Here is an 18,573-nt window from a genome sequence, read left to right as displayed (position 1 = left end):
CTTCCTTAACAATTCCTTAACATTAAGTTTTTAATTTTGAGCATAAAAAAGAAATAATTTAGAAAAGGAAAAACGAATGCATACTAAGCAACCTATTTACTTTATAATATTTTCACTTGTGATCGCATCTTTATTCCTCATTAGCTGTAAGAAAAAGGAAACTGGTACAGAAAAAAAAGTTATCTCCATAAAAGGTTCAGATACAATGGTCAATCTTACACAGAAGTGGGCTGAAATTTATATGCAGAAAAATCCAAATCTTTCTATTCAGGTAACAGGAGGAGGATCTGGAACTGGTGTTGCTTCTTTATTAAATGGTACAACTGATCTTGCAAATTCTTCCAGAGAATTAAAAGATAGTGAATTGGAAACAGCAAAGCAGAAAGGCGTCACACCAATTGTTTATGAAGTTGCACTTGATGGAATTGCACTGATTGTACATCCTAATAATAAAATTGATAATCTTTCTGTTCAGCAGATAAGTGATATTTTCGCGGGTAAAATTACTAACTGGAAACAGCTTGGTGGTCCTGAAATGACAATTACACTTTATGGAAGAGAAAACAGCAGTGGTACTTATGAATTCTTTAAAGATCACGTTTTAGGTAAAGATGAATCAGGGAAGCAAGTGGATTACTCACCAGCAACGCAAGTTTTACAGGGGACAGCAGCACTCGGTGAAGCAGTTGCTCGTGATGTTAAAGGAATTGGATATGGTGGTGTTGGTTATTTTGCTCTTCGTAATGACGTAAAAATACTTCATATAAAAAAGGATGATGAATCTCCTGCAATCTCACCCTCTGAAAATGGTAAAGTAAATTACGAATCTATTTGGAACGGTGATTATTCGATTTCACGATACCTTTACTGTTTTACAAATGGGGAAGCACAAGGCGAATTGAAAAACTTTATGGATTTTATTTTATCGCCTGAAGGTCAAAAATTAGTTGAGTCAATGGAATACATTCCGCTGCCTCCAAAAGGGAAAGAAGATTAAACTTCCCGAAGAAAGTAACGAACTTTCTTGATTAAGTGGATATAAACGTTCAAACAATTTAGAGAGAATATATGAAAAATATTTGTACCGTTTTATTGTTTTATTTTTTGTTCATATCACAGGCATCAGCACAGAATGAACAAGGTGGAAAATTTTCAGGACTTATGTTCGGAGATTATTTTTATAATGTCTTGCGAGATTCTACTATAGATGATATCAGTTATAAAGCACAAACAGGGCAAAAGGATCTGAATGGTTTTCAGTTCAGAAGAATTTTCTTCACGTATGATTATACAATCTCAGAACAATTCAGTACACGATTCAGGCTTGAATCACAGACTCAAGTCGGAGTAAACTCCACACTTTTTGTAATATTTGTGAAGGACGCATTTTTAAAATGGAAAGATATATTTGAGGGAAGCAATATGATTTTTGGAATACAACCGCCTCCGAGTTTTGACGTTGCTGAAGATTATTGGGGATATCGTTCACTTGAAAAAACTATCATGGATTTAAGAGGTATTGTAAGTTCCAGAGATTTTGGTGTTGCACTCAAAGGAAAACTTAATAGCGGTGGAACTATCAATTATTGTTTGATGTATGGTAATGGAATTACTGTTGATACGGAAACTGACAGGTACAAAAGGTCTTATGCACACATTGATCTTAAACCTTCTGAGAACATTGATATCACTGTTTACGGAGATTATAGATTTAAAGCAGATAAAACATTCAGCTCATTGCCTGAAGAAAGTTTTAGAAATGATGCGCTCACAACCGATATTTTTGTAGGTTACAAAATTCCAAAAAACTTTTCTATCGGTGTTGAATCATTTTTACAGAACACAGTTAATGATGTTATTCAATTTGATAATGATGTTTATAAAATATCAAATCGTAATGCTCTCGGAATATCATTATTCGGATGGTACAGATTTTCAGAATTACTTGCAGGAGTAGGGAGGTACGATTATTTTGATCCAAACATCTCGGGTGATTTTACTGGTGATGCAAGAAATTATTTTGTTTTAGGATTAAGTTTTATTTTGCACGAAAAAGTTTCAATCACTCCAAATATTTTATTTGAAACTTATGAACACCCTGTCAACGGAGTTTCAATCAATCCTTCATTAACTGGCAGAATTACATTTTACTATGAATTTCTATAACCACGACCAGACTTTAAGTTAAATGGAAGAAAAAGATTTTTTCGATAAAGCAATAAACTCAAAATACGGTAAAAAGATCGCGGGTAACACTCGATTAAAGGAATCACTGATACGATTCTTTTTTGCTGTAAACGGTACTATGGCTTTAATCTTTATCATTTTGATTTTTGTTTTTCTCTTCAAAGAAGGATTTAAAGCTTTAGACCATATCGGTTTATTGGACTTTCTTTATCTTGACAGAACCGATGCCCACGGAAACATTGAAAGAGTATTACAATGGTATCCCACTTCTGAAGAACCAAGATATTCGCTGATTCCAATGTTGATTGGAACTTTTCTTACTGCTTTTCCTGCAACGATTATTTCAACTTTACTTGGAGTTGGTGCCGGAATTTATCTTTCAGAAGTTGCTAATCCGAAGTTCAAAGAATTTCTGAAACCGATGATTGAATTGTTTGCAGGAATTCCCACCGTTGTTCTCGGGTTTATTATGCTTGTTGTCGGCGCAAGTTTTTTTAATGATCTTTTAAATCCTGCAAACCGGCTAAATGCTTTTGTCGCAGCAATAGGTTTGTCATTTGTAATCATACCAATAATTGCATCTTTAACGGAAGACGCACTTCATTCAATACCAAATGAATTGAGAATGGCTTCTTATGGATTAGGCGCAACCAAATGGCAAACAATAAGCAAAGTTATTCTCCCTGCAGCATTCAGCGGAATTTCAGCAAGCATTCTTCTTGGATTTGGAAGAGCAATCGGTGAAACTATGATCGTACTAATGTGTGCTGGTAATGCTGCAAATGTAACTGCAAATATTTTTTTAAGTGTGAGAACTATGACTGCAACGATCGCTGCAGAAATGGGTGAAGTGTCCCAGGGTTCTGATCATTATTATTCCTTATTCTTTATTGGAATTGTTTTATTTACTATTACGTTCATTCTCAACCTGATAGCTGAGATTATCATCAATAAAATGAGAAAGAAGAATACTTTTTAATCCGGTTTATTATGGAGCTTAAAAAACGAAAAATAGATTTAGCTGGCTTTATATCTCTTGGTCTTGTCAGGTTCACATTCTACGCACTTGTCATTTTACTTATACTGCTTCTTGGTAAAATTTTTGTCGAAGGTATTGGTGTCATCTCTTTAAATTTTCTGATAGATGAGCCTACAAATAATATGACAGAAGGCGGGATTGGTCCGGCTATTTTTGGAACAATCGCAGTGACATTATTGATGGTTCTTTTTGCAGTTCCATTAGGTGTATGTTCAGCAATCTATCTAAATGAATACGCAAAGGATTCGCTTTTCACAAGATTAATCAGAACATCAATTAATAATCTTGCAGGAGTTCCTTCAATAGTTTTTGGATTATTCGGGTTGGGATTTTTTATTCTGTTCATAGGAAAAAACCTTGATAGTGTATTACAAACAGGATTACTCTTCGGACAACCGGCATTACTCTGGGCTTCAGCAACTTTAGCTGTTCTTGTTTTACCGATTGTAATCGTTTCTACTCTTGAAGCACTCAACTCAGTTCCAAAATCACATAGAGACGCTTCTTATGGTTTAGGTGCAACTAAGTGGCAGACAATTAAAAATGTAGTAATACCGCAAGCGAGACCTGGAATATTAACAGGAACCATTTTAGCTATTAGTCGTGGCGCAGGTGAAACAGCTCCAATTTTGTTTCTTGGGGCTGCATTCTTCTTACCAAATTTGCCGGTTGCTGATATTTGTATTGGTGAATACTGCATACCAATGATAAATCCTGCTGAACAATTCATGTATCTGGCTTATCACATTTTTATAATGGCTACTCAATCGTCGAATCCGACCAAAACTTTACCGATTCAATACGGTTCGGCATTAGTATTAATTGTGCTTACATTTTTATTAAACATCACAGCAATAATTTTCAGATACCGATTCAGGAAACTATTGGGAAGATTATAATCTTAAAGTTTATGAAAGAAATTAAAATAATTGCTAAAGATTTAAACTTGTTCTACGGTATGAAGCAGGCTCTTAAAAATATTTCGATTAATATCCCTGCAAAACGGGTCACTGCATTCATTGGACCGTCCGGCTGCGGCAAATCTACTTTTCTTCGGGTGATAAATAGAATGAATGATCTTATTGATAATGTTAAAATTGATGGTAAAGTTTTCATTGATGGTGTAAATATTTATGATAAGTCATTAGATATAGTTAATCTGAGAAAAAATGTTGGAATGGTATTTCAGAAATCAAACCTGTTTCCAAAAACTATCTATGAGAATATTGTTTACGGTCCACGGATAAACGGTATAAAAGATAAAAAAATACTAAATGAAATTGTTGAACGAACATTGAACCAGGCTGCTATCTGGAATGAAGTTAAGGATAGATTAAATGAAAATGCATTGAGTTTATCAGGCGGACAGCAGCAGAGACTTTGTATTGCCCGCGCACTCGCAGTTGAACCTGAAATTATTCTGATGGATGAACCTGCAAGTGCATTAGACCCGATTTCCACAGCTAAAATTGAAGAACTGATCCATGATTTGAAGAAACAATACACAATTGTAATTGTCACTCACAATATGCAGCAAGCTGCAAGAGTAAGTGATCAAACTGCATTCTTTTACCTTGGTGAGTTAATTGAGTATGACCGAACAACAAAAATATTTACAAATCCTTCAAGAAAACAAACTGAGGATTATGTTACAGGCAGATTCGGGTAATTTTTTAAACTAATAATTAGGAGAAATGATGGAGCGATTATTAGACGAGCATATTGAAAAATTGAAATCGAGAGTGATAAAAATGTGCAGCCTTGTCGATGAGCAGGTACAATCTGCTATTAAATCAGTGGAAGATGAAAATCTTGAATTATCAATGCTGGTAATTGAAAAAGATAGTAAGGTTGATAAATATGATAATAAAATAGATAAAATATGTCAGAAAATATTTGCACTTACACAACCGGTCGCATTCGATTTGAGATTTATAATGTCTTCTCTCACAATCAATAATAACCTTGAAAGAATTGGTGATATTGCTGTTAACATCGCTGAATACATGACGATGATTAAACAAAAACCTATGTTTTTTAATCAAACAAAACTTGATGAAATGTTTAAAATTTCAAAACAGATGCTTAATGATGCAATAGATTCATATATTCAGGGAAATGAAGTACTTGCTAAATCAGTAATTGAATTGGATGATGCACTTGATAAATTAAATATGGATAACCATAAAATTCTTGTCGAGATAATGAAACAAGACAAGAACAATATTGAAAGCGGAGTCGTACTGCTTTTTTATGTCAAGACAATTAGAAAGATTGGGTGATCACTGTACAAATATTGCAGAGGATGTTTTCTTTATTGTTGAAGCCCATTTCGTAAAACATAAACACCAAAAATATCTTTTCAACGAAGATAAAAATGAAAACGAAGCATAAAGATTCTTCTGTTGATTTATAAATCCTTGAATAATCTATTAATATTTTTTCTTAATATGAATTACACAATGCTTTCGGTTTCTGCCTGCTGATTTTTTCCTGTCTTCTTGAAAGTCCGGAATGCGAATAATGTTTGTATTAGATAGTGCTTCGGAAAGAAAGTTTTAAGACCATACTCATCCGGTTTTGTCTCGGGGAGAAAAGCAGTTCCGAATATCCAATCCCAGATTGCAAGCTTTGTGGCAAAGTTTCTGTTTCTTCCTTTACCGGTTGAATGATGCCAGCGATGCATTTCTGGTCCGTTAATAATCTTCTGCAGTTTGCCTGTGTGCATATTCAAATTTGAATGAATATACATTCCCCAAACGGCACTTAACACTCCTTTGTATGCAATCACCTCAGGAGGAGAACCAAGCAAAACGATGGGTAGAAATTCTATTGTCTGATTAATCAAAATCTCCAATGCGTGCGAACGAGATCCAGAAAGCCAGTCAACTTTTTTAGGTGAATGATGTGCTTCATGAATCCGCCATAAATATTTATTCTTATGCTGCCAGCGATGCATCCAGTAAATGTAAAGATCGTGAGTAACTAAAAAGAAAATCAATTGAAACCAGATTGGAACTTCTCTGAATAATTGTAATCTGGAAAGCCCAGTAGAAGAATCAATAAAATTTATAACATAAGTGAAAATTAAAATACCGAGTAGGTAACTCTGCGCAATTGTATAAAGAGCAAGATCATCAAAGAATCCTTCACGCAGAACTTTCTGACCTTTTGTATATGGCCAAATTCTTTCAGCGATGATAAAAATTATTGCTGCTCCAATAATTATAAAAGTTGAATATAGTTCTGCATCGGACATATTTGTAAAGTAGTTTTGAATCCAATGAGTTATATCTGCAAAAACACCTGCCATATCTATCCAGCTGAATTCATTTAATTCTTCTTAATTTTTCTCTTGCGTTCATTTCACTCGGGTAAACTCTTTTAACACCATCACCCAAAGCAATTTCGATATCGCGAATGTTTCTTACAAGACGATGAAATCCTTCAATTTCAACCGACGCAGCCTGATCGCTGCCCCACATCGCTCTATCAAGTGTGATATGTCGCTCAACGAAGTTTGCCCCAAGTGAAACAGCAGCCCAGGTTGGTGCTAATCCTGTTTCGTGACCGGAATAACCAATAGGTATTTCAGGATACTTATTTCTTAAAGTAGTGATCATCTTTAAATTCAGCTCCTCATTCCGGCAAGGATAAGATGAGGTTGAATGTGCTATCAGTAGATTCTTCTTCTCAAATATTTTTTCAGCAGCCTCAATTTCTTCAATAGTTGACATACCTGAAGAAACGATCGTTGGTTTATTAATGTTTTTATGTTTCATCAGAAGGTTTGTATCAGTAAGTGAAGCTGACGCCGTTTTATGAATCGGGACATCAAATTGTTCAATAAAATCTACTGCTGATTCGTCCCAGCAGGATGCAAACCAGATGATATTATTTTCATTACAATATTTATCAATTACAGAATAATGATCTTTATTAAATTCAACTTTATGTCTGTAATCAATGTATGTCATTCTTCCCCATGGTGTGTCTCTTTCAATATTCCACTGATCTTTCGGTACGCAGATTTCAGGAGTTCTTTTTTGAAATTTCACAGCGTCACATCCAGCGGATTTTGCGCCTTCTATTAATTTTTTTGCAATGTCTAATGAACCATTGTGGTTAATTCCGATTTCTGCTACAATAAAAACCGGATGACCATCACCAATTTTTATTTTGCTGGTATTTATTGATCGCATAAAATATATTCTTTCAAAACAGAATAAAAAATTATTTTGATTTAGATGATATAATAAGTTCAGCTACTTCTCTGAAAGCACCATTGCCACCTTTATTTTCACAAATATAATCAGCGATTTCTTTTATGAAGTTCATACCATCGGATGGTGTAGCTTTGAAACCAACGAGCTTCATGATTTCGACATCATTTGAATCGTCACCAACGAATGCTATCTCATCCACTGTCAGATTATGTTTCTTTAATATTTCTAACAGGACTTCCTCTTTTTTCTTCACGCCAAGGTAGTACTCTTTCATCTTAAGTTTTTCTGCTCTTGCTCTAACAGAGCCAGATTCCTCACCAGTGATGATAATGGTCTCAACATTTGCATATTTTCTAAGTCGTTCAATTCCCATTCCATCACGAATAGAAAACCTTTTCAACTCTTCACCTTTTGCTGAATAATATACTCCGGTATCTGTTAATACACCATCGTTATCGGTTAATACTAATTTTATTTTTTCAAGCTTTTCTTTCAGGTGGATATTTTTTTTCATTAATTGATTATCAATCACCATGCTGTCCAACCTCCATCAACAGAATTTATGCTGAACCTGCCTGCGGTAGGCAGGCTTGTTTCAGCATCTTTAAATTTTTAGAAATAGATTCCGAAACAAGCCTGCTTGACAGCAAGGCAGATTCGGAATGACAAACTGCAATTACCATGCTGTCCAACCTCCATCAAAATAATTTATGTTGAACTCGTTTCAACATCTAATAGTCAAATTATTAAAATGGTAATTCAATAAAGACCCTGAAACTAGTTCAGGGTAAAGAACAATTACCATGCTGTCCAACCTCCATCAACAATAAGATTTGCGCCAGTCATATAACTTGAAGCGTCACTTGCAAGAAAGATTAAGGCTCCTTTATAATCATTTGGATGAGCCATTCGCCCAAGTGGTGTTTTCGCTGAATAGTTATTCACAAAAAATTCTTCCTGATTATCTTTTACACCACCCGGTGATAAAGTATTTACACGCACGCCTTTATTTCCCCAGTAAGCTGCAAGGAATCTTGTGAAAGAAATAACTGCACCTTTCGTAACGGGATATGCTGCTGATTTATAAAAAGTTTGTTCACCTTTTTCATTTTTGTAAATAGATTGATCAGGTGCAACAATACCATAAGTTGATGCGATATTAATAATGCTTCCATAACTTTTATTTGCCATTTCAGCTCCAATAACCTGCGAACAAAGAAACATTCCGGTTACATTTACATCAAGAGATTTTCTGAACATCTCAACAGGATAATTTTCAAATTTTGATTCTTCGATTGCAGATACAGGATCGTTAAATTTATCATTGATAGCTGCATTGTTCACAAGTATATCGATCTTTCCAAATTTGTTTATAATTTTTTCCTTCAAATCAATTATAGATTTTTTATTCGTAATATCGACTTCAAATCCAGAAGCATTTCCCGAAAGGGAAGAAGCAAATTTTTCACATTCATTTTTATCCAAATCTGCAACTATAACATGAGCACTGGCTTCAGCAAGTGCATGACAATGATTCTTTCCCAGTAATCCAATTGCACCAGTTACAACTGCAACTTTATTTTTGAGTGAGAATAATTCAGAAATTTTATTTTCAACTGACACTTTAGTTTTTCTTCGGCTTTGTATTAAAGTTACTTATTTTTCTGAAGACAGGTTCAACCGGTTCGCCCTTCAAATATTTGACAATATTTTTTTCATCAACAGCTTTTTTTAATATCGGCAGAACATCTTTGTATGCTTTTAATGTGTAATCAACATCTTCATCGCTGTGAGAAAAGCTCATATTGTGAAATCCTCCCCAGAGAATTCCTCGTTTAATCATTTCCTGTTGAACTAATGATTTCATTTCAAGTGGATTTCCAGCCGAAGCATCGAAAGTAATCAGAGAGCGGCATTCATAGCCAATACATTTTGTATAACGCATATTCAATTCGTGGGCAATTTTATTGTAACCAACTTTCAACTTTCCGCCTTGTTTTGCCAGATAAGCTGGAACATTTTTTTCTTTCAATTCATTAATTGTGGCTTTTGCTGCTGCCAATGATAACGCTTCACCACCAAAAGTTGTGAAAAAGAATACATCTTTTTCAAGAACACTCATCACATCTTTTTTTCCGGCGAGAATTCCAATTGGCATTCCATTAGCAACTGCTTTTGAGAAGCAAGCAAGATCTGCTTTAACACCAAAATATTCCTGTGCACCACCAAGTGCAATTCTAAAACCTGTCCACATTTCATCAAATATTAAAAGAGTTCCATTATTAGTGCAGATGTCTCTTAATTTTTGTAAGAAATTATCTTTCGGCGCTTCGAAAACAAATGGTTCTAATATAACTGCAGCCGTATCATCATCAATTGAATCAATTACGGATTGAATATCATTGTAGTTAAATGTAAATGTTAAATCCTGAATGACTTGTGGAATACCGGCATTTCGGTCGGTTACTGATATATACCAATCGTGCCAGCCGTGATATCCGCAGCATAAAATTTTATTTCGTTTCGTGAATGCTCTTGCAACTCTAATTGCAGCAGATGTTACTTCTGCTCCCGACTTACTATAACGAATGGCTTCTGCATTTGGGACTATTTGATGAATTAATTCAGCAACTTCCACTTCAAGTGGATGAGTTAAAGAAAAAGTAATACCATCTTTTAATTGTTCTTTGATTGCGATATCAACTTTATCATACGCATAACCGAGTGAAAGAGGTCCAACACCCATTGTATAGTCAATGTACTCGTTACCGTCAACATCCCAAACATGTGAGCCTTTTCCGCGCTGTAAATATTTTGGCGCAACGCCTTTGACATTTTGCCCGGTTCCTTTAGCTAAAGTCTGTGTTTGAGCAGGAATTAATTCAACTGCGATTTTGAAATATTCATCCGATTTTTTTATTGAAGGATAATCGTTATTGAACTCAACTTTATTTGGCATGATTCAATTCATTATTATGATTAATAAAATTCTAAATACTTTTTGTTTGTTCAGGTGTAATAGTTTTTAATTCATTGATATAATTTCTATACCAATTTACACCTGCATACATTTGATTAATTTTTTTTATATCTGGTTTTCTTTCAAGAAGATTAAGTATATCATCCAATCCAAATTTAGGATTCTCATAATACAACTCGTCATAAACTTTTTTAATGAAATCATAATCTTCTTTATAATCAATTGTAAATCGATGTGTCATTGAGTAATCTTTTCCTGTTTCCCAAAGAACATTACCGATTCTAAAATTATCAAGGTTTTCCCATATATATGGCGTCGTATGTTCGCGTTCGAAATTCTTCTTAGCATTTATCCATGCGTTTTCCAATGTATCGAAACTCATTATCTCCACATCATTACCATCAGGGTAACTTGCCGGATGAAGATTACTTACATAATCATATTTTTCAATATTGTTAATATAATGCTGTATTACCTTATCAATAATTTCGGGATCTATCAGTGGACAATCTGAAGGAATTTTTACTACAGCTTCAGCCTGATATTTCTTTGCTGTTTTATAATGCCGATCCAACAAGTCAAATGAATTTCCGCGAAATGTTTCAATAATATTTTGTGTGCAGACTTTGAGAAGTTCATCGTCAATCATTTCGTCCGTAATTGCGATTACGATTTTACCCGAAAATTTTGACAATACAACACGTTCATACATTCTTAAAATCAGAGGTTTACCAGTAAGAGGAAGCATTACTTTTCCCGGTAATCGGGACGAACTCATCCTCGCCTGAATTATTGTAACAATTTTAATTGATGTAGTCAAACTAAATTAATTAATTCTCCAGATTTGTCTGAATTGGTTTACGTTTTAAAAGAAACTTCAGATTATTTATTATATCCGAATGATACTTGCTTTTCTCTTTTTTTCTGAAAACAGGTTGAGGTGATTCTAATAATTCATTTGCTACTTCTGCGATGTTTTTTGCTGATATTCCATTATTTTGAATGGGGATTAATCTTTTTAAATCTTCATTTTGAATATCACAATGAACTTCCTTTCCCAAAACAAAAGCAGGAAAGATAGTACTTGAAAATCTTGTAATGAATACATCACAATTTGCAATCAATGGGTCGATATTTACACCATCATAAACCAGAGCATCTGGTGCGTGTTTTTTAATTTCTGCTTTTCGTTTTTTTACATTCTCATTCGGGTGAAGTTTAAATATTAGTTTTCTTCCATTTGCTATTTTGAGTGCATATCTGATAAACTTTTTTCTGTTTTCATATTTTAGTGTTTCTCTTATGTCAGATGTAGCAACCAGAACGAAATTTTTATGCTCGAATTTTAGTTCTCTCATTTCAATTAAATTATCAAAGTTTGGTATTCCTGTAACCCGAATCTTATCCGGATTAATTCCTCTGTCAATAAACTGTTCTCTAAATCCTTCTGAGGCAACGCAGAATCTGTCGTACTGATGTGATAACCCGGTCATTGAGGTACTAGCACACCATCTATAAAGACGTAAAAACCTCGTCACATGATATCTCCAATCAGGTGGATCAGTCATTCCTTCCTGAATAAGAATAGTTTTGAATTTTTTAATATTGCGTGGCATAGTTATATCTTGTGAAATCATTACAAGATCGTAGTCATCACTTTTGCCCCTGTAATCTAATTTCAAATTATTTTCTTTGATATAATTTAGAGTGGCTTTCTGAAACACTTCGCCTAAGATTGTGTACTCAACCAATCTTAATCGATTTAAAAAACCAAGAAATCCTGTCGCAAAGAATGGACTAAAATAAGCTTCGTGTTCCGGAAGTTGGAGAGAAATCTTGTGCATTTGTGTGGTTTGATTCATCGAACCACATATATATAAAATTTTTTTTGATTTCATTTTATTACATCAGGATAACTACTTTTGAGTAACAAATATAAAAAATAATTTTTCGTTAAACAGTGAAAAAAAATTTTTTAATAAAAATCGGAATTAACTTTGATTAAAATCACAGAAGTAAATTTAACTGACATATTTTTTCTGTTATCTGACAAATCAATAAAAGTATAATTTGTTAAGTATTATTTGCAAAACAATTTATTTATATCAAAATTAAAATGTCTTATACTAAACCGAATCGATTAAAATCCGGAGATTTAATAGGAATAATTTCTCCGGCTTCCACTCCAAATGATCATTCATTAATCGAAAAGGGTATTAAATATATTGAGAGTTTTGGATTTAGAACTTTACCTGGGAAAAACCTTGGAAAGACAAGAGGTTATTTAGCAGGAAGTGATAAAGAAAGAGTTGATGATATTCATCAAATGTTCAGCAATAAAAAAGTTAAATCGATTATTTGTTTAAGAGGTGGTTATGGTGCATTCAGATTACTAGATAAAATTGATTATCAGATAATCAAAAAGAATCCCAAAATTTTTGTTGGCTTTAGTGAAATAACTGCACTGCAAATGGCGTTTCTCCAGAAAGCAAACTTAATCACATTTGCAGGACCGATGGTAGCTTCAAATTTTGCAAGTGAAATAAGCGAGTTTACTGAAGAGAACTTTTGGTTTTCGGTTACATCTCAAAATAAATCAATCGAAATTAATTTTTCTAAGTACCAAATTATTTCAAAACAAAAAACAGGAATAACTTCAGGCAGATTGATTGGTGGAAATTTAGCAGTTCTTACTGCAATGATTGGTTCACGATATTTGCCATCTTTGAAAAATAATATCCTTTTTCTTGAAGAAATAAGTGAACCTCCGTATAAAATTGACAGGATGTTAAATCAATTAAGATTAAGTGGAATTATTACTGAAGTTAATGGAATCATTCTTGGAAATTTCATTGATTGCGAAGAATCGGATAAAAAGAAAAAGAGTTTGACTCTCACTGAAGTTTTGAAAGATTATTTTGGTGAATTGAAAGTTCCTGTAATTCATTCATTTCCCCACGGACATTCTAAAAATATTATAACATTTCCAATAGGGATTAAAATTAATGTAAATGCTGACAAAGGAATAATTGAATTTCTTGAAAGCGGTGTCAGGTGATTGAACCAATTGTAAACGGGTTATTGAGAAAGGTAAAATATTTCTGTTTGAAATATTCTTCTGCCCAATGAGCTTTCTGAAGGTTGGAAAAGATCCCATAAACTGTAGATCCTGTTCCACTCATTGAAGCAAATTGAGCTCCGAAAGAATACAGACTTTCTTTGATAACAGATAATACCGGAAATTCTCCGAACACTATTTTTTCAAAGTCATTATTTATTATTTCTGGTAACTCAGATAAATCAACTGAATCATTTGCAATTAAATTTTTTAAACTTTTCTTTGGCTTTGACGGATGAATTTTGCTAAATGCCCAACTTGTGTCAATCTTTATTCCTGGATTGACGATTAGAATAGGGTAGGGTACTTCAAATTTCAATGGTTGAAGAATTTCTCCTCTGGATTCTGCGAATGAAGTTACAGGATTAAGAAAGAATGGAACATCAGAACCAAGTTCAAGAGCAAGTTGGAATAATTCATCACTAATCAAACCAAGATTATAAATTTTATTCACAGTCTTAAGCGTAATCGCTGCATTTGAACTTCCGCCTCCTAACCCTCCTCCGATAGGAATTACTTTGTTGACAAATACTTTTAACTTAAGTTCTGATTTAGTACTTCTTCCCAAAAGCTCAATTGCTTTTAGCACCAAATTTCCAGAGCTATTGTTTAATAAATCCGAATTGGTTTTTAGCTTAAGCTCATTTGACTTTGCGAATGTGATGGTATCACATAAAAGAAGAGGAAGAAAAATTGTTTCAATATCATGATAGCCATCATTACGCTTGCGGATTACGTTCAAACCGAGATTAATTTTTGCTGGTGAATTAACTGCTATACCGCTCATCAAGAAAATCTCTGATTTTTCTAATATGTTTTGGAGAAGATCCACAACATGCACCGATGAATGAAGGATGAAATTGAAGTGATTCCTTTACCAACTTAATGTATTCATCAGGTGAAACACCACAATGAATAATATGATCAGTTGGTTTGCCGCTTCCGCAGTTTAAATAAAAACCCCAGTTCTCTGGTAAATTTATGCTCCCAACTATTCTTGTAAATAATTCCGGGGAAATACAATTTATACCAATCGCCAACGAATTATGTTCTTTTAAAAATGAAATAATAAATTCAAAACTTTCTCCTGATAACAATTTTAATTTTTCATCAAGATATAAACTGAGGACATATGGGATTGCATTCCCATCACAGTGTTGACAAATTATCTTGATTTCATCTAAATGACTTTGAGTTTCATTTAAAATAAAATCAACCCCGTTATCTATAAGTAAATCAATATGTTGTTTATGATTCATCTCAAGTTGATTATTAGTCAAAGCTCTGGCTCTCTGATAACAATCTTCTGCTGGAGGATTTGAACCAGCGATCAAAACTTTTTTTCCCTCGGTTGCTTGTTTTGCTAAACTCACTGCTTCGCTCACATATACAGAAAGATCATTGATTCCAGATTTTAAGAGAGCTGCTGGATTTGTTCTGAAAGTATTGGTTGTTATTATATCTGCTCCCGCATCAATATAATCTTTGTGTATATTCCTGATAGCATCAGGTTGAATAAGATTAGGTTTTGCTGTCCATAAAACATCATCCGTTTCATATCCTTTCTGTTGGAGATAGCTACCCATTGCACCATCGAGTAATAATGGTTTATTTCTTTGGTTAATATTTTGAAATGGATTTGTAGTAATCATCAAATGATATTATGAGCTAATTAAAATAGTTATCTATCTCCAAAATAATTCTATCAAGATCAATCATCTTTATGCACTCAAGATTGTATGGACATTGTTTCTTCCAACAGGGAGAACAGAACAAATCTTCCTGAAACAGCTTAACCCCACGTTCATATAAATCAATTTCTGTCCAGCAACTTACACCAAACCATACGATGACATATTTTTTTAGACCAATAGCTATGTGCATTCCAAGAGAATCACCCGTAACTATTATATCTGGAATACTTTCGTAACAAATACCTCGTCTTAAACCTTCTGTTGTTGGCGAATTTATAATTTTACCATTAAAGTGTGAATAGATTTCTTTATTTCGTGTTGTATCCTCTGGACCGCCGAGTAAAATAATCTTGTATTTCTTCTTCAATAATTTTCGTATCAGATAAATATGTTGTTCGATAGTCATTTTTTTGTTTGGGTATAACTCGGAGCAGCCTGTATTGAATCCAATCACTTTATCTTTTTTTCCGATACCAACCTTCTTTTTATATTTTTCTATAAAGTCCTTTTCATCTTGTGTTAGTTCAAGAATGTATTCATCTCTTTTAAAATCAAGTTCAAACGTTTCAGCTAAATAATCCTGACCAGTTCTTTGATTAATTTTAAATTTGAAATGATCATCCATACCAAGTTTATAGTTGTAATTTGCACCTTCGTTAACTGGGATAATTTTACCATTTTCATTCAAACCAAATCCACGTTTTTGTTGAGCATTAATACTATTCAATAAAGCACAAGATTGCTGAGATTTATCAACATTCATCACAAAGTCAAATTTCATTTGTTGAAGTATTAGTAAAGAACTTGCATCAAAATTATAAACGTGATCAATCAAAGGATTGTTGAGAAGAAGGGGAGCAGCATTTTTTAAAGTTATCCAGTAAATAGTTGATTCAGGATATTTCCGTTTTATTGATGGCAGTTGAGCAGTTGTCATCAACACATCGCCCATCGCATCGAGATTTATTATCAGAATCTTTTTCCCGACAGGAATGTAATCCTTGCATCCATCCTCCCAGCAGTTATGATCTGGAAAACATGGTTTATACCCTGAAAATCTTTTACAAGCAGGAATTTCTTTTGGCATTATTTAATCCATCAATCAATTATTTGTAATTTTGAAATAGCATTGTTTACTATTTCATTACAAAATTAAGCATAAAAAAAATTATTATAAGAAACGAATAATCAGGATGAAAGCTAATATTATTCAATTTAGTTTTGGTGATGGCTTTGCAGGGAGTGCAAAGATGGCTGTATTGAGTTCTAAAGCATTAATTGATTCAGGTCATTCGGTAAAACTTGTCGTTTCGAAAGATTCACTAACAAAAAAAAGAGCTTTGGAAAAAGGAATACCTGTAATCGAGTTTGATAGCAAACAGAAAAATTCAACTTTGGTAAAAAATATTCTGAGCAATTGCAAATTGCAGAATACTGATTTTATTGTCGCATATCATTCTCAAGATAGAAAAGTTGTAATGAAGTTGAAATCAAAATTGAAAAAAGAAATTATTAGTGTTGCATACAGACAAAATATCTCATTAAGCACTCCAATTATTGGGTCATTCCTGTATAACAAATATTTTGATTATATGATTGCTTGCAGTAATGGTGTTGCACAGAGTTTGATTCAAGAAGGAATAAAAAAGAATAAAGTTTTTACGATTCACAACACGACTGAAATTCCTGAGAATATCGATTCAATTTCCGGCGAGAAAATTCGTAATCAATTTCAATTGAATGACAAAATTGTTCTTGGAATATCAAGTTGGTTTCATAAAGAAAGAAAAGGGTTTGATATTTTGTTCGAGGTATTTTCAAAACTTGATGCAAAATTTGTTCTGCTCATCATTGGCATTCCTGATGAAAATCAAAATGAGGTTATTGAGTATGCAGGAACATTTGGCATTTCAGAAACGAGAATAATAATGCCTGGATATGTTGACAATATTTATGAATATTACAAAGCGATGGATATCTTTTTACTTCCATCCAGATCAGAAGGATTCTCACTCGCATTATTAGAAGCCGCTTCTTGTGGATTACCAATTATAGCTTCAGACATTCCTGGTAATGATGAGTTTGTTGAAGACAGAAAGAATGGTTTACTTTTCAATATTTCAAAACCTGAAGAATTAATAGATGGAATTTTGGAGTTAACTCGTGATCCATTGTTGGTGAAGAATTTTGGAATAAATGCCAAAGCAACTTTTGAAGCGGAATTTGCTTTTAAACGATTTGCAGAAAAACTGAATTCATTTTTTGATGAAGCAATTTCAAATCGAAAAAAGTGAAAATCAGATAACAAATTTTATTAGCTTGTCAATTTCTTTCATCACCTTTTCAATCGGCAATTCGAGCATACATTCGTGTTTATACGGACAGACAAGCTTCGTGCAGATTATACAAAACAATTCCGAATGAATTACGTAAGAAGAATTTTCTGCAAATGGTCGATGTGCTTCAGGATCTGTCGGTCCAAAAATTCCGAGTGTTGGTTTGCCAAGTGCAGCAGAAACATGCATCGGACCCGAATCATTTGCGATAACAAGATCACATTTTTCAATTAGTGCTGATAACTGACCAAAGTTTGTTTCAGGTATTAAAATTGATTTTGTTTTAAGTGCATCGAAAATAATTTTGGAATCTTTCTCGTCACCAGGTCCCCAGAGAATTAAAAATTTTACGTTATACTTTTTATTGATCTCATTACAAATTTCAATCCATTTCACAGGATCGCATCTTTTTGATTCCCATCCTCCAGATGGAATAATGCTAATCAATTTCAATTCATACTGATGATTTAAACTGTTCAAAAACTTTTCTGCAAATTCTTTTTCTTGTTCAGTCGTTTTATAAATTACTTTCTTTGAGATGATTGGAATATCAAACGCATTCAACAAAACAAGATTATCTTCTGCAGCATGTTTTCCCATCGTTCCATTTTTACCGAGAAAGTTATACGCGTATTTTCTACCATGCTTTTCAAAACCAACCCGATATTTTGCACCGGACAGAAAAGTAACTTGAGCAGTTTTTGGATTTGACCAGAGATCAAAAACCAAATCATACTTTTCTCTCCTGACTTTTTTAATAATTGAGAGGACAAAATCTTTTTTATTAAAAGTTATAATCTTTGATACAAAAGGATTATTCTCAACCGCTCTGCGAGCAAATGTTTCTGTCAGATAATGAATTTCGGAATGGGGAAATGCGGATTTTAAATTTTCCAGAACTATTGTGGAAAGAATTATATCACCAATACCACGTGGTTTGATAAGAAGAATTTTTTTTATCTTTTCTCTTCCAATCTTACTCTTACTCATACT

Annotated in this window: 19 protein-coding genes and 1 pseudogene; 9 read left to right on the top strand and 11 right to left on the bottom strand. The window is 33.4% G+C overall.

The features are described from left to right. The first annotated feature begins 76 nt into the window (after positions 1 to 76). The 7 genes from HND39_14990 to HND39_14960 all read left to right on the top strand — a co-directional run bounded on the left by HND39_14990 (position 77) and on the right by HND39_14960 (position 5,620). Complete coding sequence (locus HND39_14990; protein ID QKJ97484.1) at positions 77 to 997, top strand: PstS family phosphate ABC transporter substrate-binding protein; 921 nt, start codon at positions 77 to 79, stop codon at positions 995 to 997. A gap of 71 nt (positions 998 to 1,068) precedes the next feature. Further along, positions 1,069 to 2,166 (top strand): hypothetical protein, encoded by a 1,098-nt coding sequence (locus tag HND39_14985; protein ID QKJ97483.1) that lies wholly within the window; start codon positions 1,069 to 1,071, stop codon positions 2,164 to 2,166. Between the two features lie 22 nt (positions 2,167 to 2,188). After that, positions 2,189 to 3,166: a phosphate ABC transporter permease subunit PstC gene (pstC, locus tag HND39_14980; GenBank protein ID QKJ97482.1), complete on the top strand. Its 978-nt coding sequence runs from the start codon at positions 2,189 to 2,191 to the stop codon at positions 3,164 to 3,166. Positions 3,167 to 3,177: 11 nt separating this feature from the next. Then, positions 3,178 to 4,125: a phosphate ABC transporter permease PstA gene (pstA, locus tag HND39_14975; GenBank protein QKJ97481.1), complete on the top strand. Its 948-nt coding sequence runs from the start codon at positions 3,178 to 3,180 to the stop codon at positions 4,123 to 4,125. Between the two features lie 11 nt (positions 4,126 to 4,136). Beyond that, entirely contained in the window at positions 4,137 to 4,895 is a 759-nt protein-coding gene (locus tag HND39_14970) for a phosphate ABC transporter ATP-binding protein (protein ID QKJ97480.1), read from the top strand. Between the two features lie 28 nt (positions 4,896 to 4,923). Further along, positions 4,924 to 5,508 carry a phosphate signaling complex protein PhoU gene (gene phoU / locus HND39_14965; protein ID QKJ97479.1) on the top strand — a complete coding sequence of 195 codons (585 nt, stop codon included), beginning with the start codon at positions 4,924 to 4,926 and terminating at the stop codon, positions 5,506 to 5,508. After that, positions 5,480 to 5,620: a hypothetical protein gene (locus HND39_14960; protein QKJ97478.1), complete on the top strand. Its 141-nt coding sequence runs from the start codon at positions 5,480 to 5,482 to the stop codon at positions 5,618 to 5,620. The genes phoU and HND39_14960 overlap by 29 nt, the downstream gene beginning before the upstream one ends. Before the next feature lie 61 nt (positions 5,621 to 5,681). Here the strand turns inward: HND39_14960 and HND39_14955 are convergent, their stop codons facing one another. The 7 genes and pseudogenes from HND39_14955 to HND39_14925 all read right to left on the bottom strand — a co-directional run bounded on the left by HND39_14955 (position 5,682) and on the right by HND39_14925 (position 12,330). After that, positions 5,682 to 6,485 (bottom strand): sterol desaturase family protein, encoded by an 804-nt coding sequence (locus HND39_14955; GenBank protein ID QKJ98028.1) that lies wholly within the window; start codon positions 6,483 to 6,485, stop codon positions 5,682 to 5,684. A gap of 70 nt (positions 6,486 to 6,555) precedes the next feature. Next, a complete protein-coding gene (locus tag HND39_14950) occupies positions 6,556 to 7,428 on the bottom strand; it encodes an N-acetylneuraminate synthase (protein QKJ97477.1) in 873 nt (290 codons plus the stop codon). 31 nt (positions 7,429 to 7,459) lie between these two features. After that, positions 7,460 to 7,987, bottom strand: coding sequence for an HAD-IIIA family hydrolase (locus HND39_14945; protein QKJ97476.1), 528 nt, complete (start codon positions 7,985 to 7,987; stop codon positions 7,460 to 7,462). Positions 7,988 to 8,250: 263 nt separating this feature from the next. Next, positions 8,251 to 9,075 carry an SDR family oxidoreductase gene (locus HND39_14940; GenBank protein ID QKJ97475.1) on the bottom strand — a complete coding sequence of 275 codons (825 nt, stop codon included), beginning with the start codon at positions 9,073 to 9,075 and terminating at the stop codon, positions 8,251 to 8,253. A gap of 1 nt (position 9,076) precedes the next feature. After that, the gene (locus HND39_14935) at positions 9,077 to 10,411 is read right to left on the bottom strand and encodes an aminotransferase class III-fold pyridoxal phosphate-dependent enzyme (GenBank protein ID QKJ97474.1); all 1,335 of its coding nucleotides are present in this window, start codon (positions 10,409 to 10,411) and stop codon (positions 9,077 to 9,079) included. Positions 10,412 to 10,442: 31 nt separating this feature from the next. Then, complete coding sequence (locus HND39_14930; protein QKJ98027.1) at positions 10,443 to 11,240, bottom strand: glycosyltransferase family protein; 798 nt, start codon at positions 11,238 to 11,240, stop codon at positions 10,443 to 10,445. Positions 11,241 to 11,376: 136 nt separating this feature from the next. Further along, positions 11,377 to 12,330, bottom strand: a pseudogene (locus HND39_14925) (hypothetical protein). 218 nt (positions 12,331 to 12,548) lie between these two features. Between HND39_14925 and HND39_14920 the strand changes: the two are divergent. After that, positions 12,549 to 13,490 carry an LD-carboxypeptidase gene (locus HND39_14920; GenBank protein ID QKJ97473.1) on the top strand — a complete coding sequence of 314 codons (942 nt, stop codon included), beginning with the start codon at positions 12,549 to 12,551 and terminating at the stop codon, positions 13,488 to 13,490. Here the strand turns inward: HND39_14920 and ispE are convergent. The 3 genes from ispE to HND39_14905 are packed head-to-tail and all read right to left on the bottom strand — an operon-like array spanning position 13,483 to position 16,331. After that, a complete protein-coding gene (gene ispE, locus HND39_14915; protein QKJ97472.1) occupies positions 13,483 to 14,337 on the bottom strand; it encodes a 4-(cytidine 5'-diphospho)-2-C-methyl-D-erythritol kinase in 855 nt (284 codons plus the stop codon). The two genes, HND39_14920 and ispE, sit on opposite strands and share 8 nt — an antisense overlap. Further along, complete coding sequence (locus HND39_14910; GenBank protein ID QKJ97471.1) at positions 14,318 to 15,202, bottom strand: homocysteine S-methyltransferase family protein; 885 nt, start codon at positions 15,200 to 15,202, stop codon at positions 14,318 to 14,320. Before HND39_14910 ends, ispE begins: the two co-directional genes overlap by 20 nt. Before the next feature lie 16 nt (positions 15,203 to 15,218). Continuing rightward, positions 15,219 to 16,331 (bottom strand): glycosyltransferase family 9 protein, encoded by a 1,113-nt coding sequence (locus HND39_14905; protein QKJ97470.1) that lies wholly within the window; start codon positions 16,329 to 16,331, stop codon positions 15,219 to 15,221. Positions 16,332 to 16,437: 106 nt separating this feature from the next. On the opposite strand from HND39_14905, the gene HND39_14900 reads away from it, so the two are divergent. Further along, complete coding sequence (locus tag HND39_14900; protein ID QKJ97469.1) at positions 16,438 to 17,538, top strand: glycosyltransferase; 1,101 nt, start codon at positions 16,438 to 16,440, stop codon at positions 17,536 to 17,538. 3 nt (positions 17,539 to 17,541) lie between these two features. On the opposite strand, the gene HND39_14895 is transcribed toward HND39_14900, so the two are convergent. Further along, complete coding sequence (locus HND39_14895; protein QKJ97468.1) at positions 17,542 to 18,570, bottom strand: glycosyltransferase family 9 protein; 1,029 nt, start codon at positions 18,568 to 18,570, stop codon at positions 17,542 to 17,544. Between the last annotated feature and the right edge of the window lie 3 nt (positions 18,571 to 18,573).

The sequence above is a fragment of the Ignavibacteriota bacterium genome (genome assembly GCA_013285405.1).
In the GTDB taxonomy this organism is placed as follows: Bacteria; Bacteroidota; Ignavibacteria; order Ignavibacteriales; family Ignavibacteriaceae; genus IGN2.
The sequence above is the reverse complement of the archived record's forward strand: the minus strand, read 5'-3'. Positions and strand labels throughout refer to the sequence as shown.